Here is a 25,453-nt window from a genome sequence, read left to right as displayed (position 1 = left end):
CGGTACGCTCGCCGGATGGTGTGGTTGGAGATCGTCGGGTGGGTCGGCTCGCTGCTGGTCATCGTCTCGCTCACGCAGGCGCGCGTGATGCGCTTCCGCGTGCTCAACCTGCTCGGGGCCGTGATAGCCACGGCGTACAACGCGATCGTCGGCATCTGGCCGTTCGCCGTGATGAACGGGGTCATCGCCGTCATCGACGTCTACTGGCTGGTCCGGCTCCAGCGCGAGCGGCACGACGAGCAGGTCTACGGCGTGCTCGAGGTGCCCTCCGACGACGCCGTCCTGCACCACCTGCTCGACGAGCACGCCTCCGACATCGCCCGGTTCCACCCGGCGTTCCTCGTCGACGACCCCGCTCCCTCCGCGGCCTTCGTGGTCGTCCGCGGCGACGAGCTGGTGGGTGCCGTGGTGGTCCGGTCCGCCGGCGCCGGGGTGGGCCGGGTGGACCTCGACTACGTGACCCCGCGGTACCGCGACTTCACGCCCGGCGAGTTCGTGTACCGCGACAGCGGCGTGTTCGCCGCCCACGGGTTCCGGCGGCTGGTGGTCGGCGGCGCGCCCGCCACCGAGTCGCGCGACTACCTGGCCCGGGTCGGGTTCCACCAGACCGCCGACGGCTGGGAGCGCGAGGTCGCGGCGGCGGCCTGACCCGCGCCGGTGGGCGCTGGGCGAGCTGCGCGCGTTGCGAGCGACCCGTGCGCTCGCTCCGCCCTCGGCCCCTCGTGCGCTCGCTCCGCCCTCGCGCCGCCTGTACGCGCGTCGGCGCTCGCGCGGTTCCGCCTCTCCGGTAGCATGAGTTCGGGTTACCGAACTTTCCGGGGTGGACGATGCCAGACAGCGTGACCGAGAGCCCGGTCCGGCCTGCGCCGAGCCTCGCGCGCCGTCGCCGCGCCCCGCTGCTGCTCGGCCCGGCGTTCGTCGCGGCCATCGCGTACGTCGACCCGGGCAACGTCGCGGCCAACCTCACCGCGGGGGCGCGCTACGGCTACCTGCTGCTCTGGGTGCTCGTGGTCGCCAACGCCATGGCGGTCCTGGTCCAGTACCAGTCCGCCAAGCTCGGGCTGGTCACCGGGGAGTCGCTGCCGGGCGTGCTCGGGCGGCGGATGCGTCGCGGCCCGCGGCTGGCGTTCTGGATGCAGGCCGAGCTGGTGGCAGCGGCCACCGACATCGCCGAGGTCGTCGGCGGGGCGATCGCGCTGCAGCTGCTGTTTGGGGTCCCACTGCCGGTGGGCGGGCTGATCGTCGGGGTGGTCTCGATCCTGCTGCTGGCCACCCAGAACCGGTACGGGCAGCGGCGGTTCGAGCTCATCGTCGTGGCCCTGCTCGCCGTCATCTCGGTCGGGTTCCTGGCCGGGCTGTTCGTGTCGCCGCCGTCGGCCCGCGGCATCCTGTCCGGCCTGGTCCCGCACTTCGACGGCACCGACTCGGTCCTGCTCGCGGCCTCGATGCTGGGCGCGACCGTGATGCCGCACGCGATCTACGTGCACTCGGCGCTGGTGCGGGACCGGCACGGCCGTGCGTCCGGGCCGGCGCTCGCCCGGCTGCTGCGGGCCACGCGCTGGGACGTCGGCGCGGCGCTGGTGGTCGCGGGCATCGTCAACATCGGGCTGCTGCTGCTCGCCGCCTCGGGCCTGCGCGACGTGTCCGGCACCGACTCGATCCCCGGCGCCTACGACGCGATCGTCGCCGCACTCGGCATCGGCATCGGCATCGCGTTCGCGGTGGGGCTGCTGGCCTCGGGCCTCGCCTCCACGTCGGTCGGCGCGTACGCGGGCGCCACGATCATGGAGGGCCTGATCCACCGCCGGATCCCCCTCCTCGTGCGCCGCGTGGTCACCCTCATCCCCGCGATCGTGCTCCTGGCCCTCGGGGCCGACGCCACCTGGACCCTCGTGCTCTCGCAGGTGGTGCTGAGCTTCGGCATCCCGTTCGCGGTGATCCCCCTGGTCCGCCTGACCCGCTCCCACGCGGTGATGGGCCCCCACCGCAACGGCCCGTGGCTGCACGCGACCCTCCTGCTGGTGGTGACCCTGGTGGTCGCCCTGAACCTGACCCTGATCGCCCTGCTCATCTGGGGCTGACGAGGCCGCAGCGGCTGGCCCGGCCGGCTCGGGTAGAGCACGTGGCGGCCAAGTCGTGAGTTTCCGACGAGGTCGTCAGTTGCAACCCACGATCTCGTCGGGAACTCACGACCTCGCGGACGGGGGTGTCATCAGCTCGCGTCTCGGGCGGAGCTGAGCGGCGACAGCCCCAGGCGCCTGCTCCAGGATGCGGCGGGTCAGGATGCTCCCGGAGAGGTCCTCCTTGGTCACGCGCAGGATCCGCCGTCCCGTTTCGAGCACGGCGTCGTGCCGTCTCTTCTCCTCCATGAAGCGCTCGAGCTCCCTGCCGACGTACTTCGTCCGGCCGTCGTACTCGAGCAGCAGGCGCCAGCCCTCCCAGCCGAGGTCGGCCCAGAAGGTGCCGAGGCGCGTCTCGATCGAGATCTGGGTGTCCGGCACAGGCAGCCCGTCGCGGAGCACGACGAATCGAGCGGCGGACTCCCCAGGTGACTCGGCGCCGGCGTCGGCGAGTGCCAGGATCGCGCGCGCCCGTGCACTGCCTCGCCGGCCGGTTCGCGCGGCGAGCAGGCGATCGACCGTGTCGACGTCGGCGGGGAGACGAGCCGCGGAGTCGGCGAGGACCAAGGTGCGCAGGGGTGGCAGCGTGACGGCGCAGTCGACGATCGTGCGCTCGAGCGACGTCACCGGGAGGCCGCTGACCATGCACCGCTCGGCGTCGGCCGGAACGCCGACGTGGTGCGTGACCAGCGGGTCCGCATGGGCACCGGCTCGATGCGGCTGGTAGAGGTGCGTCGTGTCAGGACTGCTCCAGAGGGCGAGGCCCCAGATGAGCGCGGCGCTCTCGTGGCTGAACCAGTGGTCCGTCCGGAGGCGTCGGTGCACTCCGGCGATGCGGCCGAGGGCGACTTCCCGTCGGCGCTCGGGTCCCGGCAGCTCGTTCGTGGGCAGGTACACGCCGCGACCGATGCGCTCCCACGCGCCCGAGCGGAGAAGGTCGCGCACCACCTCGTCCGGGTGGTCTCGCGCCAGGTGCACCGCGGGGACGGGCGGACGTCCCGGGCGCACGGAGGAGTGCGGGCGCATGGGCATCCCCGAACTGTCCTGGGTCAGCCCTCCGTTCGGGGCGCGCAGCACGGATCTGTGCGGGCTGGACCCCGCGGACGGGCTGTGGTCGGTTCGGCGGTGCGCGCCCGGTCGTGAGTTTCCGACGAGGTCGTGAGTTCCAACTGACGACCTCGTCGGAAACACACGACCTCAGCGCCGTTGACGCCGCAGGCGGGGCGGGCCCGGCGCCGGTGCGGCCGCGCACCCGCGGGCCGGTCGGGGCCCCGACCAACGCGTCAGCCGTCCAGGGAGGCCAGGCGGGACTCCAGGTGGGTGCGTTCCGTCGGGTTGGTGACCAGGGTCAGCGCCGCCCGGTACGCCGCCGCCGCCGCGTCCGCGTGGCCGGCCCGGGCGAGGAGCTCGGCGCGGACCGCCGGGACGCGGTGGTGGCGCGGGAGCGCGTCGTCCAGGCCGTCGAGCAGGGCCAGGCCCGCCTCGGGTCCGGCTGCCTCGGCGACCGCGACCGCGCGTGCCAGGCGCACCACGGGGGAGCCCGTGAGTGCCTCGAGCTGCGCGTACAGGCCGGCGATCACGGACCAGCGGGTGTCCTCGGCGGTCGGCGCGGTGGCGTGCTCGGCCGCGATCAGCGCCTGGAGCCGGTACTCCTGGGCGAGTCGGGTCTGGTGGCGGCCGGCGTCGTCGGCAGGCGCGGCCGCCGCCGGCAGGGACTCCAGCAGGGCGACCCCCTCGGCGATCTCGTCGCGGTGCCACCGGGAGCGGTCCTGGTCGGGCAGCAGGACCAGCGCGCCCGTGGCGTCGAGGCGGGTGTCCCGGCGGGAGTGCTGCAGCAGCAGGAGGGCGAGCAGGGAGCGGACCACGGCGCGCCCGGGCAGCAGGCCGTCGAGCACGCGGAGCAGCCGGATCGCCTCGTCGCCCAGGTCCACGCGCAGCACGGCGGGCCCCTCGCCCGGGTGGTAGCCGGAGGTGAAGGCGAGGTAGACGACGGTCGCGACGACATCGAGCCGCTCGTCCAGCAGCGCCGGCGCGGGCGTCGCGAAGGGGATGCCGGAGGACGCCAGCCGCTTCTTCGCGCGGGTCAGCCGGGCGGCCATCGTCGACTCCTGGACGAGCAGGAGCCGCCCGATCTCGGCGGTGGTCAGGCCGACGACGAACCGCAGCGTCAGCGCCACGCGGTCGTCGGGGGCGATCGCGGGGTGGCAGCAGGAGAAGATCAGGCGCAGCTGGTCGTCGGCCACGTGGGCGCCGGGGTCGACGGCGGCCGCGGCGGCGGCCCGCATCTCGTCGTCGACCACCATCAGGGGCTCCTTCCGGCGCTGCACCGCCTCCGAGCGGAGCCGGTCCAGCACCCGCCGGCGCGCCGCGGTGAGCAGCCAGGCGCCGGTGTTCGTCGGGACGCCGTCGACGGGCCAGTGCCGCGCGGCGGCCTCGAAGGCGTCGGAGACGGCGTCCTCGGCGAGGTCGGGCCGGGCGTACTGCCCGATGAGCAGGCCGATCAGCCGGGACCAGTGGGCGCGCCACGCGTCGGCGAGGGCGTCGTCGGAGGCGAGAGCGGTCACGTGACGGGCCGGACCTCGTACGTGCCGGCCCGCGGCAGCAGGCCGACCACCACGTCGAGGTCGGACGCCTCGACCACCTGGACGCCGGTGAGGTCGGACGTCGCGCCCTCGAACGTGCCGTCGCGCAGCACGTGGTCCTGCACCGAGGTCGCCGTGTCCACGGACCCCAGTGTGAGGCCACCGACCGGCAGCGGCGAGGACCCGAACGCGAGGACGACGAACCTCACGAGGCGGTCAGCGCGTCGCCGCTCTCCACCGCCATGCCGTCGACGAACCGCACGGTGCGCCGGATCTCGACCGTCTCGCCGTTGAGGACGAGCGCGCTCGCGGCCTCGGTCAGCGCCTCGAGGTCCGTGCGGGCCACGAGGTAGAAGCCGGCCACCTGCTCGGCGGTCTCGGCGAACGGGCCGTCGCTGACGACGATCCCCGCGCGCCCGTCGGACCGCAGCCCGCGTGCGCGACCGGCGTGCCCGAGCGCGCGGGTCGCGACGAGCTCCCACCCGCTGTCGGCGCAGTGCTGCTGGAACGCGCTGTGGGCGGCCCACGCGCGCGCCCGCTCGTCGTCGGTCAGTGCGGCGTCGCGCGCCTCGTCGCGGTACAGGACCACGGTGAACTCGGCCATGTCTGCTCCTGGTGGTTCGGGGGCGCCCGGTGCGTCCCGCTGCCCCCATGACGTGTGGGCCGCGGGTCGATCGACAGACTCACACCTGCATGATCTCGCGGACCTCGATCGAGTACTCGGGCAGCAGCAGCGCGTGGGCGAGCACCGACTCGCGGTCCGGCGCCGTGACCAGGTAGAACCCGCCCAGCTGCTCGACCGTCTCGGCGAACGGCCCCTCGGTCACCGTCGCGTCGGCGCCCGAGCGGCGCAGCGTGACCGCGGTGGCCACCGGCTGCAGCGCCTCGCTGGCCAGGAAGGTGACGCCGAACTCGGGCGCGCGGTCGGCGTAGTCGCCGTGCTCGCGGTAGTACCGGTCCTTGGTGGCCTCGTCGGCGACCTCCCAGTAGCCCTCCGTCGCGTACAGGAGCACGAGGAACGTCGTCACGACTCGTGCACCACGACCGGACGCAGCTCGGCGCCGCCGCCGTCGGAGAGCAGCAGGTGCTCGCCGGTCAGCCGCGCGAGGCCCTGCACGTCGTCGGTCTCGATCACGTAGTAGCCGCCCACCTGCTCGGCCAGCTCGACGTACGGTCCGTCGGTGACGGTCAGCGTGCCCTCGTCGGTCCGCTGCACGGTCACGGCGTTCTTGCTGAAGCCGAGCTCCTCGCCGCCGAGGATCTTGTGTCCCTGCTCGGCGCACGCGGCGGCATAGCCGCGGTGCTCGGCCATGACCCGCTCGGTGATCTCGGGCGTCGCGTTCTGCCAGAAGTCCTCGTCCCCGTACAGCAGCACCATCCACGTGTCGCTCATGGCCGGCCTCCCTCGTCGTGGGCACCCACTGTGCCCGTCGGGGTGATGACGCGCGAGGGGTCCGCAGATCGACAGGACCTTGACAGGCAAGTGTTTGCTTGCCTATACAGGACGGGTGGCAGCTGACGTCTTCAAGGCCCTTGCCGACGCCACACGCCGCGCGATCCTCGACGAGCTCCAGGACCGGGACGGGCAGTCGCTGTTCGAGCTGTGCACGCGGCTGACCATGCGGCACGGGCTGGGGTCCAGCCGGCAGGCCGTCTCCCAGCACCTGGACATCCTCGAGGAGGCCGGTCTGGTGACCGTCCGCCGCGAGGGTCGCTACAAGTTCCACCACCTCGACACCGGGCCGCTGCGGGAGATCGCCTCCCGGTGGCCGGTCCCCGACGAAGGAGAAGCCCGATGATCTTCCTCACCGTGACCAGCGTGTTCGTCGACGACCAGCAGAAGGCGCTCGACTTCTACACCGGCGTGCTCGGCTTCCTGCCCAAGAACGACGTGCCGCTCGGCCCCGAGGCCCGCTGGCTGACCGTGGTGTCGACGAGGTCCCCGGACGGGGTCGAGCTGCTGCTCGAGCCCAGCAGCCACCCCGCGGTCGGCCCGTTCAAGGAGGCGCTGGTCGAGGACGGCATCCCGTTCGCGTCGTTCGGGGTCGACGACGTGCAGGCCGAGTTCGAGCGGCTGTCCGCCGCGGGGGTGGGGTTCGTGCAGCCGCCGACGGCCATGGGCCCGGTGACCACCGCGATCTTCGACGACACCTGCGGCAACCTCATCCAGCTGGCGGGCTGACGACTAGACGCCGACGGGCTCCTCGAGCACCTCGCGCAGCACGGCGACCTCGCCGGTGACGCGCAGCAGGTCCGCGACGAGCAGCGCGAGCCCGTCGACGTCGTCGGTCGAGATCCGGTAGAAGCCGGCGATCACCTCCGTGCCCTCGGCGAAGGGGCCGTCGGCGAGCGGGACGTCCGCGATCGCGACGCGGCCGCCCTCGACCCGCACGACCAGCGCGCGCGTGTGGTGGAGCTCGGCGTCGTCGTGGATCGTGTGGCCGGCGTCGGCGCAGGCCTGCGCGAACACCGCGTGGGCCCGGTACCCCGTGAGCCGGTCGGCGGTCGTGTCGGGCCGCCGGCGGCTCGCGGCGTCGCCCTGCAGCGTGAGGACGTACTCGGTCATCTGGCTCTCCTCGGTCGGTTTCCCCCATGACGTCAGGGCCCGGCAGCGATCGACACATCACCGCCGCGGTGTTGCGGTGGACCGATGAGGTCAGCGGTGGTCACGGGTGGCGGGACGGGCATCGGGCGCGCGGTGGCGGTGCTCGCGCGCCTCTGAGGACATGTATCGCTAGGGGTTGTCAAAGATCTATCGACGATATATCGTTACGTCGTCCGGTCGAGATCGCGAGACCTCCCGGACCCGCGGCGGGCCACCTCGGCCCCGCGGCCCACACCGTCAAGGAGACATCTCATGCGACACCCCCACACCCACTCCCACGGCCGCTTCGTCGGCCCCCAGCTGGACACCACCGACCCGACCGCCCAGCGCGGCCGCATGCGCCGCCGTCGCGGCGACTTCCCCGAGGCCCCCTACGAGGAGGGCTTCGACCCCCGGCGCGGCGGCCCCCGCGGCGCCTTCCCGCACGAGCATCACGAGCACGGCGAGCACGGCGGGCACCGCGGCTTCGGCCCCGGCGGTCCGCGGGGCTTCGGCGGTCCGCGCGGGTTCGGCGGACCGGGCTTCGGCGGCGGACCCGGTGGCCGCGGCCCCGGCCGGCGCGCCGGGCGAGGGGACATCCGCGCCGCGATCCTGCTGCTCCTCGCCGAGGAGCCGATGCACGGCTACCAGCTGATCCAGCAGATCGGCGAGCGGTCGGGCGGCACGTGGCGGCCCAGCCCCGGCGCCATCTACCCGGCGCTCAACCTGCTCGAGGACGAGGGCCTCATCGCCATCACGTCCGAGTCGGGCCGCAAGATGGCCACGCTCACCGAGGCGGGCGGCACCTACGTCACCGAGAACGCCGAGCAGCTGGGCACCCCGTGGGAGGACGCCGCGAGCCGGCCGACCTCGCCCGGCCGTGCCCTGCGTGGCGCCCTCGAGGCGCTCGCCGCGGCGGCCCACCAGGTCGCCCGCACGGGCACCGACCAGCAGGCGACCCAGGCGCTCGAGGTTCTCGACCGCGCGCGCCGGGACCTCTACCTGATCCTGGCCGGCGACCCGACGCCGGAGTCCACCCCGGAGGCCTGACCCCCGGTCGGAGCGCCGCGCGGCTCGTGCCGCGGGGCGCTTCGTCGTCAGCGTCCGGTGCCGTGCTCCGCGACGGCCCACGCGTACGCCACGAGCACCACCAGGCCGAGCGCCGTGAGCGCGGGGACGCGCGCGAGCACCGGGACGAGAGCGACCGTCGCCGCCGTGCCGGCGAGCCGCCACCAGGCCCAGGCGCCGCCTGCGGAGCGCCGGAGCACGGCGGTCCCGACGAGGTACGCCGCCACCCCGCCCGCGAGCGCCGACGCGCCGAACAGCCCGTAGGGCTCGGCGCCGTCGACGTGCGCCATGGCCTCCTCGACGCCGAGCGCCGCGAGCACCACCCCGGCGATGAGCACGTAGTGCAGGTAGGTGTACGCGACCGTGGCGTACCCCGCGCGCTCGACCCCGTCGAGCCGCGCGAGCCGGTGCTCGGCCTCGTCGGCGGACCGCAGGAAGTATGCCCACCAGAGCACGAGGGCGAGCGCGATCGAGAGCACGGACCCGCCGACGACCGGCCAGCTGACGGGCAGGTGCGACGCGCCGACGCCGATCGCGACGACCGACTCGCCGAGGGCCAGGATCACCACGAGCCCGTACCGCTCGGCCCAGTGGGCGGGCGAGTGCAGCCGCCAGTCGCCGCCGCGCGAGGTGAGCCAGGTGAGCACGACGTCCCACGCGAACGCGCCGAGCCAGACCCAGGTCTGCGCGGGTTCGCCCACGAGCGCCCCGACCACCAGCAGCGCGAGCGCGGGCAGCAGCGCGAAGACCTGGGTCCGCAGCACCTGGCGCCGCAGGGCGGCGTCGTCGCCGGCGGCGAGGACGTAGAGCGTGGTGTGGACCAGCCGGACGATCGCGTAGGCGACCACCAGCACCAGGGAGCCGACCAGGCCGCCGGGCAGGTCGTCGAACGCCTCGGGGATGGCCAGGGTCGCGACGAACACCGCGGCCATGGCCACGCTCATGCCGGCACGGAGCACGCCCTGGTCCGCGGGCGACTGGTTGGCCAGCCAGCTGTACGCGCACCACGTCCACCAGAGGAACCCCAGGACGACGAGCGCCTGCAGCACGCCCAGCGCCGAGTGCGTCTCGGCCATCAGGTGGCTGACCTGCGTGAACGCGAACACGTAGACCAGGTCGAAGAACAGCTCGAAGGTGGTGACCCGGTGCCCCTCGTCGGAGGTGCGCAGCCCGGGCACCCAGGGGCGTCGCGGCGTCGGCTCGCTCACGCGGTGAACACTGCCCGAGGTCCGCGCCCGCATGTCCGGTTTTCGCGCGCAGCGGACAGGCACCGCGCAGCGGACCGGGTCAGACGGGCATCGCGAACCGGGCGTGCACGCCCGGCGAGTACAGCACCGAGTCGGGCGGCCGCTGCGTGACGCCGGGCAGCCCGCCGGCGGCGACCAGCTCGTCGTCGAGCGACACCAGCGACGCCCGCCGCAGCGGCCAGGGCTCGTGCTCGTTGGGCACGAACCGGGTGCGGCCCCGGAGCACGGTGTGCATGCCCCAGCGCGCGGTGAGGAAGTCGGCCAGCGGGTCGTCGGTCACCGGCTCGCGCGACGGCCGGACCACGAGGTGCGACGACGGCCGGGTGCCCGTGAGCCGGGTCGAGCGGTAGTCGATCGCGGAGCCGTCGTCGGACCGCCGGATCGACATCCGCGCCCACTGGTACGGCACGTTCATCACGGTCCGCGCACCGAGCACGGTCAGCGCCCGCGACGCCTCGAGCGACCGGAACAGCACCCCGCGCCGGCCGTCGTCGTCGACCGTGTACAGCCGCACGTTGATCTCGGGGAAGTCGCCGATGTACGGCAGCGCGGGCCCGGGCACCAGCGTGAACCGGGCCATCCGGAACGCGATCAGGCCGACCCACGAACTGCCGTCGTGCTCGTCGGGACGCGTGCCGGGCGGCAGGAGCGGGGCGACGGCGTCGGACGGCACCCGCCAGTGCAGAAAGCTGACCTTGAGCCAGTCCTGCGACAGGATCACGCGCCCGGTCAGCGGAGGTGCGACGGCCCGGATCGGATCCACGGGCCCACGGTAGGCGCGGGCGCACCCGCGCGCAGGTCACCGGCGCACGCCCCGTGCGCACCACGTCGTGAGTTTCCGACGAGATCGTCAGTTGCAGCTCACGACCTCGTCGGAGACTCACGACCTCGCGGACCGGGTCCCGCCCGGCCGGCGGGCGCGGGTCAGCTCGCCGGGATCGTCGCCGTGTCGATCACGAAGCGGTACCGGACGTCGCTGTGGACCACGCGGTCGTAGGCCTTGTCCACGTCGTCGGCGGTGATGGTCTCGACCAGGGAGCCGATGCCCTCCGCCGCGCAGAAGTCGAGCATCTCCTGCGTCTCGCGGATGCCGCCGATGTTGGACCCGGACAGGTTGCGGCGCGCGCCGGTCAGCGAGAAGACGCGGAACGACTGCTTGTTCTCGGGCAGCCCGACGAACACGAGCGACCCCTCGAACCGCAGCAGCGAGAGGTACGCGTCGACGTCGATGTCCGCGCCGACCGTGCTGATGATCAGGTCGAACGACCTGCGCAGGTCGCGGAAGGTCTGGCGGTCGCTCGTCGCGAAGTAGTGGTCGGCGCCCAGCGCGAGGCCGTCGGCCTGCTTGGACAGCGACTGGCTGAGCACGGTGACCTCGGCGCCGAGCGCGTGCGCGAGCTGCACACCCATGTGCCCGAGCCCGCCCATGCCGACGATGGCCACCTTCGTGCCCGGGCCGGCGCCCCAGTGCTTGAGGGGCGAGTAGAGCGTGATGCCGGCGCAGAGCAGCGGGGCGGCCACGTCGAGCGAGATGCCCTCGGGGATGCGCAGCGCGTAGCTCTCGTCGACCACGATCTGCGTCGAGTAGCCGCCGTACGTGGGCGTGCCGTCGTACGCCTTGGAGTTGTACGTGCCGACGTTGCCCTTGAGGCAGAACTGCTCCTCGCCCGCCAGGCACATCTCGCACTCCCGGCAGGAGTCGACGAAGCAGCCGACGCCCGCGCGGTCGCCGACCTTGTGCTTGGTGACGCCGGACCCGACGGCCGAGATGACGCCGGCGATCTCGTGCCCGGGGACCATGGGGAACGTGCCGACGAACCACTCGTTGCGCGCCTGGTGGATGTCGGAGTGGCAGATGCCGGCGTAGGCGATGTCGATGAGGACGTCGTGCTCACCCAGCTCGCGGCGCTCGATGGTGCCCCGCTCGAAGGGGGCACCGGCGGACGGGGTGAGCAGGGCGGGGACGGTCAGCGGCACAGGGGTCTCCTCGGGAACGAGCGGGTGGCTTGTCCCATCATGCGCCAGCGGCGATCCACGCGCGTGTCACGGACTGCACCGCGGACCCGTCGAGGTCGGCCAGCTTGGCGCCGACGAACGCCCGCGCGCCGGGGCTCGTCTGCACGCGGACCGGCGGGTCCTCCTCCATGAGGAGCTCGACCAGGAGCGCGGCGACGTCGTCGGCGGACTGCGCGTGCGCGAAGGCTCCGGCCGTCCGCTCGAGGTAGGCGGCCAGCAGGGGCCCGTAGACGTCGTCGGTCTCGGTCGGGCGCCCGACGTTGGCGACGAACTCGCTGGCCACCGCCCCCGGCTCGACGATCACCACGGACACGCCCACGGCGGCCGCCACGGGCGCGAGGCTCTCGAGGAACCCCTCGACCGCGAACTTGGCGGCGCAGTACGCGTCGTTGAACGGCTGCCCGACGACGCCGCCCACCGAGCTGATGGTCAGCAGCCGCCCGCCGGACGCGCGCAGGTGCGGCAGGGCCGCCTGCGTGAGGGCGACGACCCCGAAGTAGTTGACCTCCATGCACGAGCGGAACGCGTCCATGCCGAGCGTCTCGGCCGTCCCCACCTGCCCGGCGCCCGCGTTGTTGATCACCGCGTCGAGCGATCCGTGGTCGGCGACGACGGCCGCGACCAGCGCGTCGACGGCGTCGTGGTCGGTCACGTCGAGCTGCCGGACGTCGAGCGGGAAGCCGCCGCCGCGCTCGCGCAGCGTGCCGGCCTTCGCCAGGTCGCGCATGGTCGCGACGGTGGTCCAGCCCGCGTCGGCCGCGGCGAGCGCCGTCTCGAGGCCGATGCCGGTGGAGGTTCCGGTGATGAGGACGGTGGGCATGGCGGGCCTCCGGGGACGGGGCGGGCGGGCAGGACCCATCCTCCGCCTCGGGGGCTCACCCGTCCTGCGCGAGCCCCACCGTGTGACCGTCGATGTCCGTGAGGGTCGCGATCGTCCGGCTGCCACCGACCCGGGTGGCGTCCTGGACCACCGTCGCGCCGGCGGCCACGAGCGCGTCGCGGGTGGCCGCGAGGTCGTCGACGTGCCAGTAGTACACCGGTCCCGCGCTCACGTCCCCGTTCGGGTTCAGCCCGACGTGCTGCCCGGCGACCTCGAAGCCGACGTAGAAGGGCGCGTCGTGGGCGGGCTCGACGCCGAGCAGCCGCGTGTAGAAGGCCTTCGAGGCGGCGAGGTCGCTCACCGGGACCACCACGGTCTTGATGCCGTCGGTCATCGTCGTGCTCCGTCTCTCCTCGGGGTGCGTGCGCGTCCCACGCTACCGACGGTGACGGCGGCGCCGACCGGGGATCGTGGCCTACGAGTCGGGCCTCGTCTGACGGCTCGCACAGAGGCGGCCCACGTAGAGCAGGTGCCCCGCGGTGCCGAGGACGCTCGGGTCGCCGGCGGTCGCGACGAGCCGGTCCAGCAGGTGCGTGTAGGCGGCGGGCTGCTCCACCCGCAGGGCCTCGAGCCCGTCCTCGACGCCCGTGAGGAACCCGTGCGTGGAGGCGAGCAGCAGGGTCGAGAACCCGTACGACTCGAAGAACGGGGTCACGGCCGCCGGGTCGACGCCGAAGACGTGCGTGAACCGGTCGGGGACCGCGTTGTCGAGGACGCCGTCGTCCAGCAGCCGGTCGAGGAACGCGGGGTCGGCCAGCTGCCAGCGCTCGTCGGGCAGCGAGACCAGCCGCCGCACCGAGACGTAGCGCGGCATGAGGGCGACGGCCACCAGACCTCCCGGCCGGGTGACCCGGGCCAGCTCGCGGGCTGCCCGGTCCCGGTCGGCCGCGGTGGTCAGGTGGTACATCGGCCCGAGGGACAGGACCGCGTCGAACGTGTGGTCGCCCCAGCGGGACAGGTCGCGGGCGTCGATCTCCACGACCTCGCGCACGGTGCCGGCCGGCAGCGACGACGCCGCGATGGCGAGCAGCTCGGGCGAGAGGTCGGCCAGGGAGACGTCCCAGCCGAGCTCGGCCAGCCAGACGGAGTACGGGCCGGTCCCGCCGCCGAGGTCCAGCGCGCGGCCGGGGGCGCCGAGGTGGGGCTCGAGCAGCCGGGTGGTCAGCACGCGCTCGAGCAGGCCCTCGTCGGAGAGCAGCCGGTCGCGCTCGTGCTGGCTCTTCGCGGCGTAGTACGCCCGCACGGCCCCCGCGTCCATCAGGGCCGCCGCACCAGCGCGAGCACACCCCACCCGAGGTACGGCCGCCGGGAGGTCACGTACTCGAGCGGCGCCGTGGACAGCTCCTCGCGGAACGCCGGCGCCAGCTCGTCGTCGGGGTGCTCGTCGAGGAACCGGCGCAGGTTCAGCCACTGCGCGGCGACGTAGCGGTCCCAGCTGGCCTCGTCGGCCAGCACCATCTCGACCAGGTCCCAGCCCGCGTCGCGCGTGGCCTCGACCAGACCGGGCAGCGTGTGGAAGTCGCCGACGGCCCGCGACCGCTCGGGCGGCTCGGACCGCCAGAACGGCTCCCCGACCAGCGCGATCCCGCCGGGCTTCAGCGACCGTTCGAGCAGGGCCAGGGTGCCGACGGCGTCGCCACCGATCCACGTCGCGCCGACGCACGCGGCGACGTCGACCCGCGGGGTCGCCACGTAGTCGGAGGCGTCCTGCTCCACGACGCGCACGTCCACGCCGAGCGCGGCGGCACGCTCCCGAGCGGCCGTGACGAACGCGGGGTTGAGGTCCACGCCGGTGCCGACGATCCCGTGGTCGCGCGCCCAGGTGCACAGGAGCTCGCCCTTGCCGCACGCCAGGTCGAGCACCGTGTCGCCGGGCCGCAGGTGCAGCGCGCGGCCCAGGGTGGCCAGCTGCTCGTCGGTGAACGGGTCGAGGATCCGGTGGGTGCTCTCGCGGACGGCGTGGTAGCGCATGGCGTCGGTCATGGCCCGGACGCTACGACCGGCACCCGCGGGCGGGCGAGCGGAAATGGGCCGCCGGCCCGCGCCGTCGAGGCGCGGGCCGGCGCGCGTCACCGGTCGCGGTAGCGGACCGCCTGGGCCAGCGCCGCGCGCATGCCGTCGGCGTCGTACGGCTGCACGTACGCGGGCTCGTCGCGCTGGAAGCGCCAGCCCTCGGCCAGCTCGCCGGCGTCGACGACGTCGAACCCGAACTGCTCGATCAGCTGTGCGACCGTGGACTTGGCGTCCGCCGAGTCGCCGGCGATGGACAGGGCGCGCCGGCCGGGCGTGCCCGCGGGCACCCCCTGCGAGCCGAGGTCGCTGAACATGATGTTGTTGAACGCCTTGACCACGTGGGACTCGGGCAGCCGCGTCTGCAGCAGCTCGGAGACCGTGGACGACTCGTTGTCGAGCGCCTCGATCTGCCCGTCGCGCTGCGGGTAGTAGTTGTTGGTGTCGATGACGACCTTGCCCGCGAGCGGCTGCACGGGCACGTCCGGCACGTTCTTGGTCGGGATGGTCACGACGACGATGTCCCCGGCCTCGGCGGCCTCGGCCGGGGTGGCCGCGCGGGCGCGGTCGCCCAGCTGCTGCACGAGGTCCGTGAGGGTCTCCGGTCCGCGGGAGTTGCTGACGACGACGTCGTAGCCGTTCTCGATCGCGAGCTGGGCGAGGGTGCCGCCGATACGTCCGGCACCGATGAATCCGATGGTGGTCATGGTTGCTCGCAACCTCCGCGGCCGGGCACCTGTTCCCGCGTAGCCTCGGCGGGTGACCAGATCCGCCCCGCACCCGTGGCACGGCACGCCGGTGGCCGGCGCACCCGTCGTGGTCGTGGGGGTGCTCCCGCGGCAGTCGCCGTCGGTGGTGCAGCACGCCGCCCGCCTGGCCGGGGCCATGGCCGGCCAGCTCGTCTGCGTGTGGGCCGACGGCGCCCGCTCGTTCGTCGCCGAGGAGCCCGACGGCACGCTGGTCACCACGCCGCTGGACCCGGACCACGTGGACAGCCGCGAGGGCGACGGCGTCGCCGAGACCGCGGTCGCGGCGGAGGTCGAGCGCAACCTCGAGGGACAGGACGTCGCCTGGCGGTTCGTCTACACGGTGGGCGAGGCGTCGCGCGCCCTGGCCCGGGTGGGCCGGGAGTCCGGCGCGGCGATGATCGTCATCGGCAGCCGCCGGCCTGGCCTGGGCGGCTGGATGAACCATCTCATCGGCGGCTCGACGGCCGGGCACCTCGCGCACACGCAGCCGCTGCCGGTCACGATCGTCCCGCAGACGCCCGAGGAGCCGACCCCGTGACCCGACCGCCCTACCTCGACCCGCGCCTGGTCGCGGTCGTCGCGGTCGGCGGTGCCGTGGGCACGACCGCGCGGTGGGCGCTGACCCAGGCGGTCGGGACGTCCGCGTCGGGCTGGCCCACCGCGACGTTCGTCGAGAACCTGCTCGGGTCGTTCCTGCTCGGCGCGCTCCTCGAGGCGCTGCTGCGCCGGGGGTCGGAGTCGCGCCGTGGGCAGGTGGTCCGGCTCGGTGCCGGCACGGGCGTGCTGGGCGGGTTCACCACGTTCAGCAGCCTGGCGTTCGAGATGGAGCGGCTCATCGCCGGGGGCCAGGTCACCATGTCGCTGGTCTACGGCGCGCTGAGCGTGGTGCTCGGCCTGCTGGCGTGCGTCGCGGGGATCGCGCTCGCGGCCCGGCACCACCGCTGGCGCCACGAGCGTCCCGACGCCGCCGGCGCGTCCACCCGATGACCGTCCTGCTCGTCGCCGTGCTCGGTGGGATCGGCGCCGCCACCCGGTTCGTCGTCGACGGCTCGGTGCGCAGCCGGTGGACCCGCGTGTTCCCCGTGGCGACCCTCGTGGTCAACGTCTCCGGGTCGTTCCTCATCGGCCTGCTCAACGGCGCGCACCTCTACCACGGGCTCGGTCCCACGTGGCTGGCGGTCGCGGCGACCGGGTTCTGCGGCGGGTACACCACGTTCTCCACCGCGATGGTGGAGACCGTCCGGCTCATCCAGGCCGGCGAGCTGCGCCGCGCGACCGCCAACGCGGTCGGCTCCGTGCTGCTCTGCCTGGGAGCCGCCGCGCTCGGCGTGGCGCTGATGGCCGTCTGATCAGTCGGTGGGCCCGGCTCAGTCGGTGGGCACCGCGACGCGGGTGAGGCGGACGCGGCACTCGCCGGGCTCGTCCACCAGGAACTCGACGGCGAGACCGCCGGCTGCGTCGTCCTCCAGCTGCGCGAGCAGCGGCAGCGGGGCGTGCGGCGCGACGAGGACCATGGAGGTGCCGACCGGGATCGCACCGAACGCGCCGCGGATCGCCGCGTGCCGGACCGGGCGCGGCAGGGTGCGCGCGTCGAGCACGATCTCCTGCTCGGCCGCGTGCCCGCAGGAGCAGGCGTGACCGTCGGCGGCGGGGGCGGGAGTCGTGGTGATCTCGACGTGCTGCGCGGTCATGGGGTCCTCCGGGATCGGTGACGAGCGCCACCGGCGCGGGGCGTCGAGGTGAGTATCGTCGGGCCCTGCCGCGGGCGACCGGGACCTAGGACAGGGGTGCCAGGAGCCAGTCGAGCACCTGGTCGGCGGACCAGCCGTCGGGGTGCAGCCCGGCCAGCCGGGCCGCGCCGTCGAGGTCGTCGCCGAGGGTGACCAGGGCCTCCTCGGTGCGCCCGTCCGCGCGGCTCTGGCCCAGCCCGACGTCCGCGGAGAGCGCGTTGCACAGGCACGCCCGGCCGGCGGAGTCCTGCACCGAGCCGCCCTTGCGCACGAACATGTCGACCGGCTCGGCCGGGCAGCGGAACCCCACGCGGCCGTCGTCGCGCAGGTACGGCGAGCGCAGGTAGCCGAGGTCGCACAGCCGGGGGCGGGCGCTGCGCACGGCGGGGTCGGAGAGCGTGCCGGCCAGCTGGGCGACCTTGAACGGGAAGCCGGTCGGCGAGGCGTCGGCGTCGGTGAGCACCTCGAGCTCCCCGGCGCGGAGCAGCGCGAGAAGCCGGTCCCGCAGCTGGTCGGTGAGGCCCGAGTCGCTGCAGAGCGCGAAGACGGTCCCCACCTGGACGCCGGTGGCGCCGGCGGCCACCGCGGCGCGCACCGCCTCGGGGGTGCCCACCGAGCCGGCGAGCCAGAACGGCAGCCCGACGGCCGCGACCTTGCCGAGGTCCGCCTGGTCCCGCACGCCGAACACCGGCTGGCCGCGGTCGTCCCGTACCGGCCGGCCGCGCGGCGGTGCGTTGTGCCCGCCGGCGTGGTGCCCCTCGATGACGAAGCCGTCCGGTCGGATCGCGGGGTCGCGCGTGAGGTAGGCGGCCAGGACCTCGCTGGACACGATCGCCAGGAACAGGGGCCGTCGCAGCGGTGCCAGGCCGGGGCCGAGCAGGTCGGGCGGGTCGATCTCGACCGCGTGGTCGCCGCCCGGGTCGCCGGAGACGTCGACGGGCAGCCGGGTCGGGCGGTGCGCGGCGAGCTCGTCGAGCAGGTGCGGCAGGTGCCGCGGGATGCCCGCCCCGACCAGCACGGCGTCGACCCCGGCGAGCATGGCGCCGTACACCGCGGCGGGCATCGCCATCTGGATCTTCTCCAGGTAGTTGATGCCGACGGGGCCGTCGTGGCCGGCCTTGGCCAGCCAGACCTCGACGAAGCTGGCGAGCACGGTCAGCTCCTGGATGCCCCGGCCCGGGCGCAGGCTCAGCCGCGGCACCGGCGTGTACGCCACGCCGGGCGCTCGCCCGCCGCGGCGCAGGTGCCGGGCCAGGACGCGCTCGACGATCGCGGGGACCGGGAACGCCGCCATCGCGCGCCGGACCGAGCCGTCCAGGTCGCCGTCCTCCAGCCGTCGCGCGAGCACCAGGTCCAGGGCGGTGCCCGACACCACGCCCAGCTGCCCGCGCCGGGCGACGGCCGACGCCAGTCGCCACGACGACACGGCGACGCCCATCCCGCCCTGGATGATCGTCGGCAGCGGACGGACGGGTGGGGCTGTCGGCATCGGACCTCTCCAGACCTACGGGAGCGTAAGTTACGCCACCGTAGGTGCAGGGCCCGGCGCGACCCCGGGACCTACGACCCTGGGCTCGCCTACAGCCCCATCGCGTGCGCGCCGCCGTCGACGTGCACGATCGCGCCCGTCGTCGCCGGGAACCAGTCCGACAGCAGCGCGACCACGGCGCGGGCCGTGGGGTCGGCGTCGGCGACGTCCCAGCCCAGGGGTGCCCGGCGGTCCCAGCCGCCCTCGATCGCCTCGAAGCCGGGGATCGCCTTGGCCGCGGTCGAGCGGATCGGGCCGGCGGCGACCAGGTTGCACCGGATCCCGTCGGGACCCAGGTCGCGGGCGAGGTACCGGGACGTCGACTCGAGCGCCGCCTTGGCCACGCCCATCCAGTCGTAGACGGGCCACGCGACGCTGGCGTCGAACGTCAGCCCCACTACCGAGCTGCCCCGCGGCATCAGCGGTCGCGCCGCGACGGCCAGGGCCTTGAGCGAGTAGGCGGAGACCTCCAGGGCGGTCGCCACGTCGGGCCACGCGCCCTCGAGGAACCGGCCGCCCAGCACGGCCTGCGGCGCGAAGCCGACCGAGTGCACCACGCCGTCGAGCCGGTCGGCGTGCTCGGCCACCGCGCCCGCGAGCGCGGCGAGGTCCTCGGCGGACGTCACGTCGAGCCGGACCACCGGGGCGGTGTCGGGCAGGCGCCGGGCGATCACCTCGGTCAGGCGCAGCTGACGGCCGAACGACGTGAGCACCACCCGAGCACCCTGCTCCTGGGCGAGCCGGGCCGCGTGGAAGGCGATCGATCCCTCCGTCAGCACCCCGGTCACCAGGATCGTCTTGCCGTCGAGCAGCCCCATCAGCGTCTCCCGCCCAGTCGGTGCCCTCGACGCTAGAGACCCGCGCGGCGTCGGGCCTGGGCCGTCCGGCCGGCTCCCGCGGCCGGGGCCGTGGTAGATGCGTCCGGAGCACGATCGTGCTATTCATGTCCTATGAGCAAGGGCGATGCCACGCGGCAGGCGGTGATCGACCAGGCGGTCGAGATCGCCGGGCGCCTGGGCGTCGCGGGCCTGACCATCGGCACCCTCGCGTCGGCGACCGAGATGTCGAAGAGCGGGCTCTACGCGCACTTCCGGTCCAAGGAGGCGCTGCAGCTCGCGGTGCTCGCGAGCGCGCGGGAGCACTTCGTCGACCAGGTCATCCGCCCGGCGCTCTCCGCCCCGCGCGGCGAGCAGCGGGTCCGGGTGCTGTTCGAGCGGTGGCTGACCACCTCGTCGTCGGGAGCCGCCGGCTGCCTGTTCGTGTCCGCTGCCACGGAGTTCGACGACCAGCCCGGGGCGGTCCGCGACCAGCTGGTGCGCGACCACTGGGACCTCGCCGAGTCGCTGGCCCAGGTGTATCGCTCGGGCGCCAAGGACGGGGCGTTCCGCGACGACCTGGCCCCCGAGCAGTTCGCGCACGACCTGCACGGGCTGATGCTCGCGCACTTCCACGCCTACCGGCTGCTGCGCGACCCGGCCGCGGAGACGCGCACGCGCTACGCCTTCGAGCGGCTCATGCAGTCGCTCCTGACCACCGCCTGAGTCCGCCGAGGAGTTCTCATGACCGCACCGTCGACCGAAAAAAGCACGACCGTTCGTACGCAGTTGCCGCCGATCCCGCCCGTGGTGCGCGCGGCGGTCGGTGCGCTCGACCGCATCGCCCCCGAGCTGGTGGCCCGGGGCGCGCTGCGGCTCTGGTGCACGCCCGCGCGGGCGGAGCGCCACGCGCCGATCGCCGGGGGCACCGCGTTCCGCGCCGGGCCGATCGTCGGACAGGTCTGGGGCGACGGCCCCACCGTCTACCTGGTGCACGGCTGGGGCGGCCACCGCGGGCAGCTGCGCTCGCTCGTCGACCCCCTCGTCGCCGCCGGCCTGCGGGTGGTCGCCTACGACGCGCCCAGCCAGGGTGAGTCGGGCCCGGGTGCCTTCGGGCGCCGACGGACGACCCTTCCCGAGATGATGTCCGCGCTGGACACGGTGATCGCCGCGCAGGGTCCCGCCCACGCCGTGGTCGGCCACTCCATGGGCGCGGCCGCCTCCGCGCTCGCGGTGCTCGACGGCACGGCGACCGAGCGGCTCGTCCTGGTCACCCCGCTGGCCGACCCGTCCACGTACACGGTCGGCTTCGCCCACGCGCTCGGGTTCAGCGAGCGGACCCGGTACCGGTTCGTCGTGCGCATGGAGGCGCTCGCGGGCCGCCGCCTGGCCGACCTCGACATCCCGGTCCGCGCGGCGAACGCGCCGTCCGTGCTGCCGGAGGCCCTGGTGCTCAGCGACCGGGCCGACAAGGAGGCCGACCACGAGGACGGCGCCCGCATCGCCCGCGCGTGGCCGAACGCCGAGCTGGTGCTCAGCGACGGTCTCGGGCACCGGCGGATCCTGCGCGACGAGGAGACGATCAAGCGGATCGTCGCGTTCGTGGCGGCCTAGCGGTCGGTCTCCACCAGCGCGCTCATCGGCACGGTGCACGCCTCACCGCGCCACGCCTCGAGGCCCTCGCGCACGGCGAACCCGGCGATGACCAGGGCCGCGAGTGGGTCCGCCCACGCCCAGCCGAGCGCGCTGTTCAGCACCAGCCCTGCCAGCAGCACCGCGGACAGGTAGGCGCAGAGCAGAGTCTGCTTCGAGTCCGCGACCGCCGACGACGAGCCCAGCTCGCGCCCGGTGCGGCGCTCGAACCACGACAGGACCGGCATCACGACGAGGCTGACGGCGGCCAGCGCGATGCCCACGGTCGAGTGCTCCGGGGAGGCCGCCCCGAGCAGGGTCCGCGCGGAGTCGACCGTGACGACGAGCGCGAGCCCGAAGAACGACACGGCGATGAGCCGCAGGGCGGCCCGCTCCCGGGTCTCGGGGTCGGGCGCGGCGAACTGCCAGGCGACGGCCGCCGCGGACAGGACCTCGACCACCGAGTCGAGCCCGAACGCGACCAGCGCCGCCGACGACGCGACCCGGCCGGCCACCAGCGCGACGACCGCCTCGACCACGTTGTAGGCGATCGTCAGGGCCACGACCGCACGGATCCGGCGCTCGAGGACCGCGCGGCGGGTCACGAGCACGTGCACCCGTCCGGCCCGCAGCACGTGGGGTCGACGGCGACCACCAGCCGCAGCAGGTCGTCGAGCGCGGGCGCCAGGTGCGCGTCGGCCAGCCGGTACCAGGTGCGCCGGCCGTCGGGGATCGCCTGGACCAGGCCGCAGCCGCGCAGGCACGCGAGCTGGTTGGACATGACCTGGCGCGAGACGCCCAGCGCGTCGGCGAGGTCGGAGGGGTAGGCCGGTGCCTCGCGCAGCGCCAGCAGCACCCGCGCGCGGGTCTCGTCGGACAGCGCGTGCCCCAGCCGGGCGAGCGCCGCGGTGTGCGTGAGGGTGACCGTCTCCATCCTGCGAGAGTACAGCCGAGCGTGTATTTCGTGTTTGCGCAGATGCGCAATAATGGCACCATGCTCCGCGCGCTCTCGCACCCCGTCTACCGCCGGCTGTTCGCCGCGCAGGTGGTCGCGCTGGCGGGGACGGGCCTGGCGACGGTCGCCCTGGGCCTGCTCGCCTACCGGCTGGCGGGCGACCACGCGGGGACGGTCCTCGGCACGGCGTTCGCCATCAAGATGCTCGCCTACGTCGTGGTCGCGCCCGTGGCGGCCGTCGTCGTGGCCCGGGCGCCCCGGCGCACGGTGATGATCGGGTCGGACGTGCTGCGGATGGTCGTCGCGCTCGCGCTGCCGTTCGTCGGCGAGGTCTGGCAGGTGTTCGCGCTGATCTTCGTGCTGCAGGCGGCATCGGCCACGTTCACGCCGACGTTCCAGTCGGTGATCCCGCAGGTGCTGCCCGACGAGGACGACTACACCGCGGCCCTCTCGCTGTCCCGGTTGGCGTACGACCTCGAGGCCGTCCTGTCGCCGGTGCTGGCCGCGGCGCTGCTGCTGGTGGTGCCGGCGAGCGCGCTGTTCGTCGGGACGGCTGCCGGGTTCGCCGGCTCGGCGCTGCTGGTGAGCTCGGTCGTCCTGCCGCGCGGCGCTCTCCCGTCGCCGGAGCCGTTCGCCGCGCGGGTGCGGCTCGGGGCCGCGCTCTTCGTGCGGACGCCCGCCCTGCGTCCGGTCCTCGCGCTCAACCTGGTGGTCGCGGCCGCGGGCGCGTTCGTCCTGGTGCAGACCGTCGTCATCGTCCGCAGCGTGCTGGGCCTGGGCGACGGCGTGGTCGCGCTGGTGCTCGCGGCGAACGGGCTGGGCTCGATGACGGCCGCGCTGCTGCTCCCGCGCGTGCTGCGTCGGCTGCCGGAGCGCCCGGTGATGCTGGGCGGCGCGGTGCTGCTGTGCGCGGCGACCGCGGCGGTCCCGCTCGCCCTGCACCTGGCGAGCCTGGCGGCGATCAGCGCGCTGTGGGTGCTGGTCGGCCTGGGCTGGGCGGCGGTCGAGACGCCGGTCGGGCGGCTGGTCCGCCGCGAGGTCCCGCCCGCCGACCTGCCCGCCGCGTTCGCCGCGCAGTTCTCGCTCTCGCACGCCTGCTGGCTGCTCACCTACCCGCTCGCCGGCTGGCTAGGCGCCGCGGGGCTCTCGGCCGCGGCGGTCGTCCTCGCGGTGGTCGCCACCGCGGGCACGATCGGCGCGACGGTCCTGTGGCCCGCCCGGGCGCCGAGCCTGCGATCATGACCGCGATGGCCACCACCGAGCGCAGCGCGCCCCCCGACGTCGACCTCGACCACGCGGTCGACGTCCTGCGGTTGCTCGCCGACCGCACGCGGCTCGCGGTGCTGGCGATGCTGGAGGGTCGCGAGATGTCGGTGAGCGCGATCGCCGAGGCGCTGTCGCGGCCCACGCCGGCCGTCTCCCAGCACCTGGCCAAGCTGCGCGCCGGCCACCTGGTCACCGCACGCCGCGCGGGCACCACGGTCTACTACTCGCAGGCGAACGAGCACGTGGCCGCGCTGGTCACCAACGTGCTGCAGCACACCGAGCACACCCTGTACCCGGTGCCGCCCCACCACCGGTAGTCAGAGCCGCTTCTCCACCAGCACCACGTCGCGCCACTGGTCCTGCAGCGGCCCGTACGTCATGCGCCCGAGCCGCTCGCGCGTGCCGACCACGCGGAACCCTGCCGCGGCGTGCACGGCGAGGCTGGCGACGTTCTCGGGGAAGATGCCGGACTGCACGGTCCAGACGCCCTTGCCGCGGGCGTCCTCGAGGAGCGCCACCAGCAGGGTCCGGCCGATCCCGCGGCCCTGCGCCGACGGGTCGACATAGACCGAGTGCTCGACCACCCCGGCGTAGGCGCACCGGTCCGACACGGGGGAGGCGGCCGCCCAGCCGAGCACCGAGCCGTCGTCGTCGAGGGCGACCAGCCGGTGGTCGGGGAGCTTGCCGGCGTCGAACTGCTCCCAGGACGGCGGCGCCGCCTCGAACGTGGCGTGCCCCGTGGCGATGCCCTGCGCGTAGATGCGCTCGACGGCGGGCCAGTGCTCGGCCGTCATCGCGGTGACGGTGACGCTCATGCCGCGGCCCCGGCGGTCAGGTGCGTGCCCAGCTGGTGCGTCACGGCGTCGAGGGCTCCCGGCACCAGGGCGTAGTAGGCCCAGACGCCGCGCTTGTCGCGGGTGACCAGGCCGGCGTCGACCAGGACCTTGAGGTGGTGCGACACGGTCGGCTGGCTGAGACCGACGGGCTCGGTGAGGTCGCAGACGCAGGCCTCGGCGCCGTCGTGCGCCGCGATCAGGGACAGGAGCCGGAGGCGGGCGGGGTCGGCCAGCGCCTTGAGCACCTGGGAGAGGCCGGCGGCAGCCTGCTCGGTGATGGCGTCGCGGTGGAGCGGCGTGCAGCACGCACCGCCGGACGCGGGGACGACGGGGAGCAGGTCGAGAGCCATGGCCCCATTCTGCCTCAGACATTCATCTCTGTCGATATTGACAACCGTCGATGGATGGGTCCATCTTGTCCATTGATGGTTGTCGATGCCTGAGGAGGCGGACGAGATGGACGACGTGCGGGAGCAGGTGCGTCAGCGGTACGCGCTGGCGGCGGTGGAGGTCGGTGGCGACGGGTGCTGCAGCGCCGGGAGCTGCGCGCCCGGCTCGGTCGAGGTGGACGAGCGGTTCGGCGCGGCGCTGTACGACGCGCAGGACGCGGTGAAACTGCCGCCGGAGGCGCTCGCGGCGTCGCTCGGGTGCGGCAACCCGCTGGCGGTCGCCGAGCTGCGGGCCGGGGAGCGCGTGCTCGACCTCGGGTCGGGCGGCGGGATCGACGTGCTGCTGTCCGCGCGCCGCGTCGGTCCCACGGGCTTCGCCTACGGGGTCGACATGACCGACGAGATGCTCGACCTCGCGCGGGCCAACGCCGCAAAGGCGGGCGCGACCAACGTGGAGTTCCTGCGCGGCACGATCGAGGAGCTCCCGCTGGGCGACGCCGCGGTCGACGTCGTCATCTCGAACTGCGTGGTCAACCTGTCCGTCGACAAGCCGGCCGTCCTCGCCGAGGCGTACCGCGTGCTGGTTCCCGGCGGGCGGCTCGGCATCTCGGACGTCGTCGCCGAGGACCACCTGACCCCCGACCAGCGGGCCGAGCGCGGCTCGTACGTCGGCTGCATCGCGGGCGCGCTGTCGCGGGCCGAGTACGTGGACGGCCTGGTCGGCGCGGGGTTCACCGACGTCGACGTCTCCTTCACCCACCAGGTCGCGGACGGCATGCACAGCGCCGTGGTCCGCGCCCGCAAGCCGCTGCCCGAGGAGTAGTCATGCACCCGGAGCTGTTCGCCGTCCTGCACCAGCAGCGCGAGCGCGAGCTCGAGGCCGAGCTGCGCCGGCGGCTCGCCGTCGCCGACCGGTCTGCCGCACCGGCACGGGCGCCTCGCCGGCCTCGGCCGGGACTCGTCGCCCGGCTCCTGGCCGCCCGGCCGACCCTCGCGGTCGCGCCGCCGTCGGCCTGCTGCGCCCCTGCCTGACAGGCGCGGCCGCA

General features: G+C 74.3%; 36 protein-coding genes. 14 read left to right on the top strand and 22 right to left on the bottom strand.

The features are described 5' to 3' along the window. The first annotated feature begins 15 nt into the window (after positions 1–15). A complete protein-coding gene (locus AB5970_RS07295) occupies positions 16–648 on the top strand; it encodes a hypothetical protein (RefSeq protein ID WP_370503258.1) in 633 nt (210 codons plus the stop codon). A gap of 179 nt (positions 649–827) precedes the next feature. Further along, positions 828–2,081, top strand: coding sequence for an Nramp family divalent metal transporter (locus tag AB5970_RS07290; protein ID WP_370503257.1), 1,254 nt, complete (start codon positions 828–830; stop codon positions 2,079–2,081). 105 nt (positions 2,082–2,186) lie between these two features. On the opposite strand, the gene AB5970_RS07285 is transcribed toward AB5970_RS07290, so the two are convergent. The 6 genes from AB5970_RS07285 to AB5970_RS07260 form a co-directional block, all read right to left on the bottom strand. After that, on the bottom strand, positions 2,187–3,152 hold the full coding sequence (locus tag AB5970_RS07285) for a hypothetical protein (RefSeq protein ID WP_370503256.1): 966 nt from the start codon (positions 3,150–3,152) through the stop codon (positions 2,187–2,189). 251 nt (positions 3,153–3,403) lie between these two features. Next, the gene (locus tag AB5970_RS07280) at positions 3,404–4,684 is read right to left on the bottom strand and encodes an RNA polymerase sigma factor (RefSeq protein ID WP_370503255.1); all 1,281 of its coding nucleotides are present in this window, start codon (positions 4,682–4,684) and stop codon (positions 3,404–3,406) included. After that, positions 4,681–4,845, bottom strand: a complete 165-nt coding sequence (locus AB5970_RS07275; RefSeq protein WP_370503254.1) for a hypothetical protein — start codon at positions 4,843–4,845, stop codon at positions 4,681–4,683. Before AB5970_RS07275 ends, AB5970_RS07280 begins: the two co-directional genes overlap by 4 nt. A gap of 62 nt (positions 4,846–4,907) precedes the next feature. Further along, positions 4,908–5,306: a YciI family protein gene (locus AB5970_RS07270; protein WP_370503253.1), complete on the bottom strand. Its 399-nt coding sequence runs from the start codon at positions 5,304–5,306 to the stop codon at positions 4,908–4,910. Positions 5,307–5,385: 79 nt separating this feature from the next. After that, positions 5,386–5,730, bottom strand: coding sequence for a YciI family protein (locus AB5970_RS07265; protein WP_370503252.1), 345 nt, complete (start codon positions 5,728–5,730; stop codon positions 5,386–5,388). Continuing rightward, a complete protein-coding gene (locus AB5970_RS07260; protein ID WP_370503251.1) occupies positions 5,727–6,095 on the bottom strand; it encodes a YciI family protein in 369 nt (122 codons plus the stop codon). Before AB5970_RS07260 ends, AB5970_RS07265 begins: the two co-directional genes overlap by 4 nt. Positions 6,096–6,210: 115 nt before the next feature. On the opposite strand from AB5970_RS07260, the gene AB5970_RS07255 reads away from it, so the two are divergent. Together AB5970_RS07255 and AB5970_RS07250 are read left to right on the top strand one after the other, a co-directional pair. Then, a complete protein-coding gene (locus AB5970_RS07255) occupies positions 6,211–6,501 on the top strand; it encodes an ArsR/SmtB family transcription factor (protein ID WP_370503250.1) in 291 nt (96 codons plus the stop codon). Continuing rightward, a complete protein-coding gene (locus AB5970_RS07250) occupies positions 6,498–6,884 on the top strand; it encodes a VOC family protein (RefSeq protein WP_370503249.1) in 387 nt (128 codons plus the stop codon). The genes AB5970_RS07255 and AB5970_RS07250 overlap by 4 nt, the downstream gene beginning before the upstream one ends. A 3-nt stretch (positions 6,885–6,887) precedes the next feature. Here the strand turns inward: AB5970_RS07250 and AB5970_RS07245 are convergent, their stop codons facing one another. After that, entirely contained in the window at positions 6,888–7,268 is a 381-nt protein-coding gene (locus AB5970_RS07245) for a hypothetical protein (protein ID WP_370503248.1), read from the bottom strand. Between the two features lie 291 nt (positions 7,269–7,559). On the opposite strand from AB5970_RS07245, the gene AB5970_RS07240 reads away from it, so the two are divergent. Continuing rightward, a complete protein-coding gene (locus AB5970_RS07240) occupies positions 7,560–8,336 on the top strand; it encodes a PadR family transcriptional regulator (protein ID WP_370503247.1) in 777 nt (258 codons plus the stop codon). A 47-nt stretch (positions 8,337–8,383) separates the two neighbouring features. On the opposite strand, the gene AB5970_RS07235 is transcribed toward AB5970_RS07240, so the two are convergent. From AB5970_RS07235 to AB5970_RS07200, 8 genes are all read right to left on the bottom strand, one after another. Continuing rightward, positions 8,384–9,562 (bottom strand): low temperature requirement protein A, encoded by a 1,179-nt coding sequence (locus AB5970_RS07235; RefSeq protein ID WP_370503246.1) that lies wholly within the window; start codon positions 9,560–9,562, stop codon positions 8,384–8,386. Positions 9,563–9,641: 79 nt separating this feature from the next. Continuing rightward, positions 9,642–10,364: a YqjF family protein gene (locus AB5970_RS07230; protein WP_370503245.1), complete on the bottom strand. Its 723-nt coding sequence runs from the start codon at positions 10,362–10,364 to the stop codon at positions 9,642–9,644. A gap of 161 nt (positions 10,365–10,525) precedes the next feature. Further along, positions 10,526–11,578: an NAD(P)-dependent alcohol dehydrogenase gene (locus AB5970_RS07225; RefSeq protein WP_370503244.1), complete on the bottom strand. Its 1,053-nt coding sequence runs from the start codon at positions 11,576–11,578 to the stop codon at positions 10,526–10,528. A 37-nt stretch (positions 11,579–11,615) separates the two neighbouring features. After that, the gene (locus AB5970_RS07220; RefSeq protein WP_370503243.1) at positions 11,616–12,437 is read right to left on the bottom strand and encodes an SDR family NAD(P)-dependent oxidoreductase; all 822 of its coding nucleotides are present in this window, start codon (positions 12,435–12,437) and stop codon (positions 11,616–11,618) included. A gap of 55 nt (positions 12,438–12,492) precedes the next feature. Continuing rightward, positions 12,493–12,831: a VOC family protein gene (locus tag AB5970_RS07215; RefSeq protein WP_370503242.1), complete on the bottom strand. Its 339-nt coding sequence runs from the start codon at positions 12,829–12,831 to the stop codon at positions 12,493–12,495. Between the two features lie 81 nt (positions 12,832–12,912). Beyond that, entirely contained in the window at positions 12,913–13,755 is an 843-nt protein-coding gene (locus AB5970_RS07210) for a class I SAM-dependent methyltransferase (RefSeq protein ID WP_370503241.1), read from the bottom strand. After that, entirely contained in the window at positions 13,755–14,480 is a 726-nt protein-coding gene (locus tag AB5970_RS07205; protein ID WP_370503240.1) for an SAM-dependent methyltransferase, read from the bottom strand. Before AB5970_RS07205 ends, AB5970_RS07210 begins: the two co-directional genes overlap by 1 nt. A gap of 86 nt (positions 14,481–14,566) precedes the next feature. Further along, the gene (locus AB5970_RS07200; RefSeq protein WP_370503239.1) at positions 14,567–15,214 is read right to left on the bottom strand and encodes an NADPH-dependent F420 reductase; all 648 of its coding nucleotides are present in this window, start codon (positions 15,212–15,214) and stop codon (positions 14,567–14,569) included. Positions 15,215–15,266: 52 nt separating this feature from the next. Here AB5970_RS07200 and AB5970_RS07195 point away from each other — a divergent pair, with 52 nt between their 5' ends. Genes AB5970_RS07195 through crcB form a run of 3 tightly spaced genes read left to right on the top strand, consistent with a single transcriptional unit; the run spans position 15,267 to position 16,605 of the window. Then, complete coding sequence (locus AB5970_RS07195; RefSeq protein ID WP_370503238.1) at positions 15,267–15,794, top strand: universal stress protein; 528 nt, start codon at positions 15,267–15,269, stop codon at positions 15,792–15,794. After that, positions 15,791–16,243: a fluoride efflux transporter FluC gene (locus AB5970_RS07190; protein WP_370503237.1), complete on the top strand. Its 453-nt coding sequence runs from the start codon at positions 15,791–15,793 to the stop codon at positions 16,241–16,243. Before AB5970_RS07195 ends, AB5970_RS07190 begins: the two co-directional genes overlap by 4 nt. Continuing rightward, the gene (crcB, locus tag AB5970_RS07185) at positions 16,240–16,605 is read left to right on the top strand and encodes a fluoride efflux transporter CrcB (protein ID WP_370503236.1); all 366 of its coding nucleotides are present in this window, start codon (positions 16,240–16,242) and stop codon (positions 16,603–16,605) included. Before AB5970_RS07190 ends, crcB begins: the two co-directional genes overlap by 4 nt. 18 nt (positions 16,606–16,623) lie before the next feature. Here crcB and AB5970_RS07180 read toward each other — a convergent pair whose 3' ends face one another. The 3 genes from AB5970_RS07180 to fabI form a co-directional block, all read right to left on the bottom strand. Further along, entirely contained in the window at positions 16,624–16,947 is a 324-nt protein-coding gene (locus AB5970_RS07180) for a DUF2249 domain-containing protein (RefSeq protein ID WP_370503235.1), read from the bottom strand. Positions 16,948–17,032: 85 nt separating this feature from the next. Then, complete coding sequence (locus AB5970_RS07175) at positions 17,033–18,475, bottom strand: nitronate monooxygenase (RefSeq protein ID WP_370503234.1); 1,443 nt, start codon at positions 18,473–18,475, stop codon at positions 17,033–17,035. Positions 18,476–18,564: 89 nt separating this feature from the next. Beyond that, positions 18,565–19,332 carry an enoyl-ACP reductase FabI gene (gene fabI, locus AB5970_RS07170; protein WP_370503233.1) on the bottom strand — a complete coding sequence of 256 codons (768 nt, stop codon included), beginning with the start codon at positions 19,330–19,332 and terminating at the stop codon, positions 18,565–18,567. Between the two features lie 132 nt (positions 19,333–19,464). Here fabI and AB5970_RS07165 point away from each other — a divergent pair, with 132 nt between their 5' ends. Together AB5970_RS07165 and AB5970_RS07160 are read left to right on the top strand one after the other, a co-directional pair. After that, positions 19,465–20,055 carry a TetR/AcrR family transcriptional regulator gene (locus AB5970_RS07165; protein ID WP_370503232.1) on the top strand — a complete coding sequence of 197 codons (591 nt, stop codon included), beginning with the start codon at positions 19,465–19,467 and terminating at the stop codon, positions 20,053–20,055. Positions 20,056–20,073: 18 nt separating this feature from the next. Beyond that, positions 20,074–20,943 carry an alpha/beta fold hydrolase gene (locus AB5970_RS07160; protein WP_370503231.1) on the top strand — a complete coding sequence of 290 codons (870 nt, stop codon included), beginning with the start codon at positions 20,074–20,076 and terminating at the stop codon, positions 20,941–20,943. Here the strand turns inward: AB5970_RS07160 and AB5970_RS07155 are convergent. Together AB5970_RS07155 and AB5970_RS07150 are read right to left on the bottom strand one after the other, a co-directional pair. Then, entirely contained in the window at positions 20,940–21,566 is a 627-nt protein-coding gene (locus AB5970_RS07155) for a cation transporter (protein WP_370503230.1), read from the bottom strand. The genes AB5970_RS07160 and AB5970_RS07155 overlap by 4 nt on opposite strands. Continuing rightward, positions 21,563–21,895 (bottom strand): ArsR/SmtB family transcription factor, encoded by a 333-nt coding sequence (locus AB5970_RS07150; RefSeq protein ID WP_370503229.1) that lies wholly within the window; start codon positions 21,893–21,895, stop codon positions 21,563–21,565. Before AB5970_RS07150 ends, AB5970_RS07155 begins: the two co-directional genes overlap by 4 nt. 30 nt (positions 21,896–21,925) lie before the next feature. On the opposite strand from AB5970_RS07150, the gene AB5970_RS07145 reads away from it, so the two are divergent. Together AB5970_RS07145 and AB5970_RS07140 are read left to right on the top strand one after the other, a co-directional pair. Continuing rightward, the gene (locus AB5970_RS07145; protein WP_370503228.1) at positions 21,926–23,158 is read left to right on the top strand and encodes an MFS transporter; all 1,233 of its coding nucleotides are present in this window, start codon (positions 21,926–21,928) and stop codon (positions 23,156–23,158) included. Beyond that, the gene (locus AB5970_RS07140) at positions 23,155–23,499 is read left to right on the top strand and encodes an ArsR/SmtB family transcription factor (RefSeq protein WP_370503227.1); all 345 of its coding nucleotides are present in this window, start codon (positions 23,155–23,157) and stop codon (positions 23,497–23,499) included. Before AB5970_RS07145 ends, AB5970_RS07140 begins: the two co-directional genes overlap by 4 nt. Here AB5970_RS07140 and AB5970_RS07135 read toward each other — a convergent pair whose 3' ends face one another. Next, positions 23,500–23,997 (bottom strand): GNAT family N-acetyltransferase, encoded by a 498-nt coding sequence (locus AB5970_RS07135; RefSeq protein ID WP_370503226.1) that lies wholly within the window; start codon positions 23,995–23,997, stop codon positions 23,500–23,502. It abuts the gene before it with no gap. Beyond that, entirely contained in the window at positions 23,994–24,368 is a 375-nt protein-coding gene (locus AB5970_RS07130) for an ArsR/SmtB family transcription factor (RefSeq protein WP_370503225.1), read from the bottom strand. The genes AB5970_RS07135 and AB5970_RS07130 overlap by 4 nt, the downstream gene beginning before the upstream one ends. 106 nt (positions 24,369–24,474) lie before the next feature. Here AB5970_RS07130 and arsM point away from each other — a divergent pair, with 106 nt between their 5' ends. Continuing rightward, positions 24,475–25,230 carry an arsenite methyltransferase gene (arsM, locus tag AB5970_RS07125; RefSeq protein WP_370503336.1) on the top strand — a complete coding sequence of 252 codons (756 nt, stop codon included), beginning with the start codon at positions 24,475–24,477 and terminating at the stop codon, positions 25,228–25,230. A gap of 2 nt (positions 25,231–25,232) precedes the next feature. After that, complete coding sequence (locus AB5970_RS07120; RefSeq protein WP_370503224.1) at positions 25,233–25,439, top strand: hypothetical protein; 207 nt, start codon at positions 25,233–25,235, stop codon at positions 25,437–25,439. The last annotated feature ends 14 nt before the right edge of the window (positions 25,440–25,453 follow it).

Source organism: Cellulomonas sp. ICMP 17802, assembly GCF_041295535.1.
Classification (GTDB): domain Bacteria; phylum Actinomycetota; class Actinomycetes; order Actinomycetales; family Cellulomonadaceae; genus Cellulomonas.
This window is presented reverse-complemented; position numbering and strand designations above follow the sequence as displayed.

Bases quoted from the DNA above. Each gene is read 5' to 3' on its own strand.
- AB5970_RS07295 (WP_370503258.1), top strand. From the start codon at position 16: ATGGTGTGGTTGGAGATCGTCGGGTGGGTCGGCTCGCTGCTGGTCATC.
- AB5970_RS07290 (WP_370503257.1), top strand. From the start codon at position 828: ATGCCAGACAGCGTGACCGAGAGCCCGGTCCGGCCTGCGCCGAGCCTC.
- AB5970_RS07285 (WP_370503256.1), bottom strand. From the start codon at position 3,152: ATGCCCATGCGCCCGCACTCCTCCGTGCGCCCGGGACGTCCGCCCGTC.
- AB5970_RS07270 (WP_370503253.1), bottom strand. From the start codon at position 5,306: ATGGCCGAGTTCACCGTGGTCCTGTACCGCGACGAGGCGCGCGACGCC.
- AB5970_RS07260 (WP_370503251.1), bottom strand. From the start codon at position 6,095: ATGAGCGACACGTGGATGGTGCTGCTGTACGGGGACGAGGACTTCTGG.
- AB5970_RS07250 (WP_370503249.1), top strand. From the start codon at position 6,498: ATGATCTTCCTCACCGTGACCAGCGTGTTCGTCGACGACCAGCAGAAG.
- AB5970_RS07245 (WP_370503248.1), bottom strand. From the start codon at position 7,268: ATGACCGAGTACGTCCTCACGCTGCAGGGCGACGCCGCGAGCCGCCGG.
- AB5970_RS07240 (WP_370503247.1), top strand. From the start codon at position 7,560: ATGCGACACCCCCACACCCACTCCCACGGCCGCTTCGTCGGCCCCCAG.
- AB5970_RS07220 (WP_370503243.1), bottom strand. From the start codon at position 12,437: ATGCCCACCGTCCTCATCACCGGAACCTCCACCGGCATCGGCCTCGAG.
- AB5970_RS07215 (WP_370503242.1), bottom strand. From the start codon at position 12,831: ATGACCGACGGCATCAAGACCGTGGTGGTCCCGGTGAGCGACCTCGCC.
- AB5970_RS07210 (WP_370503241.1), bottom strand. From the start codon at position 13,755: ATGGACGCGGGGGCCGTGCGGGCGTACTACGCCGCGAAGAGCCAGCAC.
- AB5970_RS07205 (WP_370503240.1), bottom strand. From the start codon at position 14,480: ATGACCGACGCCATGCGCTACCACGCCGTCCGCGAGAGCACCCACCGG.
- AB5970_RS07200 (WP_370503239.1), bottom strand. From the start codon at position 15,214: ATGACCACCATCGGATTCATCGGTGCCGGACGTATCGGCGGCACCCTC.
- crcB (WP_370503236.1), top strand. From the start codon at position 16,240: ATGACCGTCCTGCTCGTCGCCGTGCTCGGTGGGATCGGCGCCGCCACC.
- AB5970_RS07180 (WP_370503235.1), bottom strand. From the start codon at position 16,947: ATGACCGCGCAGCACGTCGAGATCACCACGACTCCCGCCCCCGCCGCC.
- AB5970_RS07175 (WP_370503234.1), bottom strand. From the start codon at position 18,475: ATGCCGACAGCCCCACCCGTCCGTCCGCTGCCGACGATCATCCAGGGC.
- fabI (WP_370503233.1), bottom strand. From the start codon at position 19,332: ATGGGGCTGCTCGACGGCAAGACGATCCTGGTGACCGGGGTGCTGACG.
- AB5970_RS07165 (WP_370503232.1), top strand. From the start codon at position 19,465: ATGAGCAAGGGCGATGCCACGCGGCAGGCGGTGATCGACCAGGCGGTC.
- AB5970_RS07160 (WP_370503231.1), top strand. From the start codon at position 20,074: ATGACCGCACCGTCGACCGAAAAAAGCACGACCGTTCGTACGCAGTTG.
- AB5970_RS07150 (WP_370503229.1), bottom strand. From the start codon at position 21,895: ATGGAGACGGTCACCCTCACGCACACCGCGGCGCTCGCCCGGCTGGGG.
- AB5970_RS07140 (WP_370503227.1), top strand. From the start codon at position 23,155: ATGACCGCGATGGCCACCACCGAGCGCAGCGCGCCCCCCGACGTCGAC.
- AB5970_RS07135 (WP_370503226.1), bottom strand. From the start codon at position 23,997: ATGAGCGTCACCGTCACCGCGATGACGGCCGAGCACTGGCCCGCCGTC.
- AB5970_RS07130 (WP_370503225.1), bottom strand. From the start codon at position 24,368: ATGGCTCTCGACCTGCTCCCCGTCGTCCCCGCGTCCGGCGGTGCGTGC.
- arsM (WP_370503336.1), top strand. From the start codon at position 24,475: ATGGACGACGTGCGGGAGCAGGTGCGTCAGCGGTACGCGCTGGCGGCG.
- AB5970_RS07120 (WP_370503224.1), top strand. From the start codon at position 25,233: ATGCACCCGGAGCTGTTCGCCGTCCTGCACCAGCAGCGCGAGCGCGAG.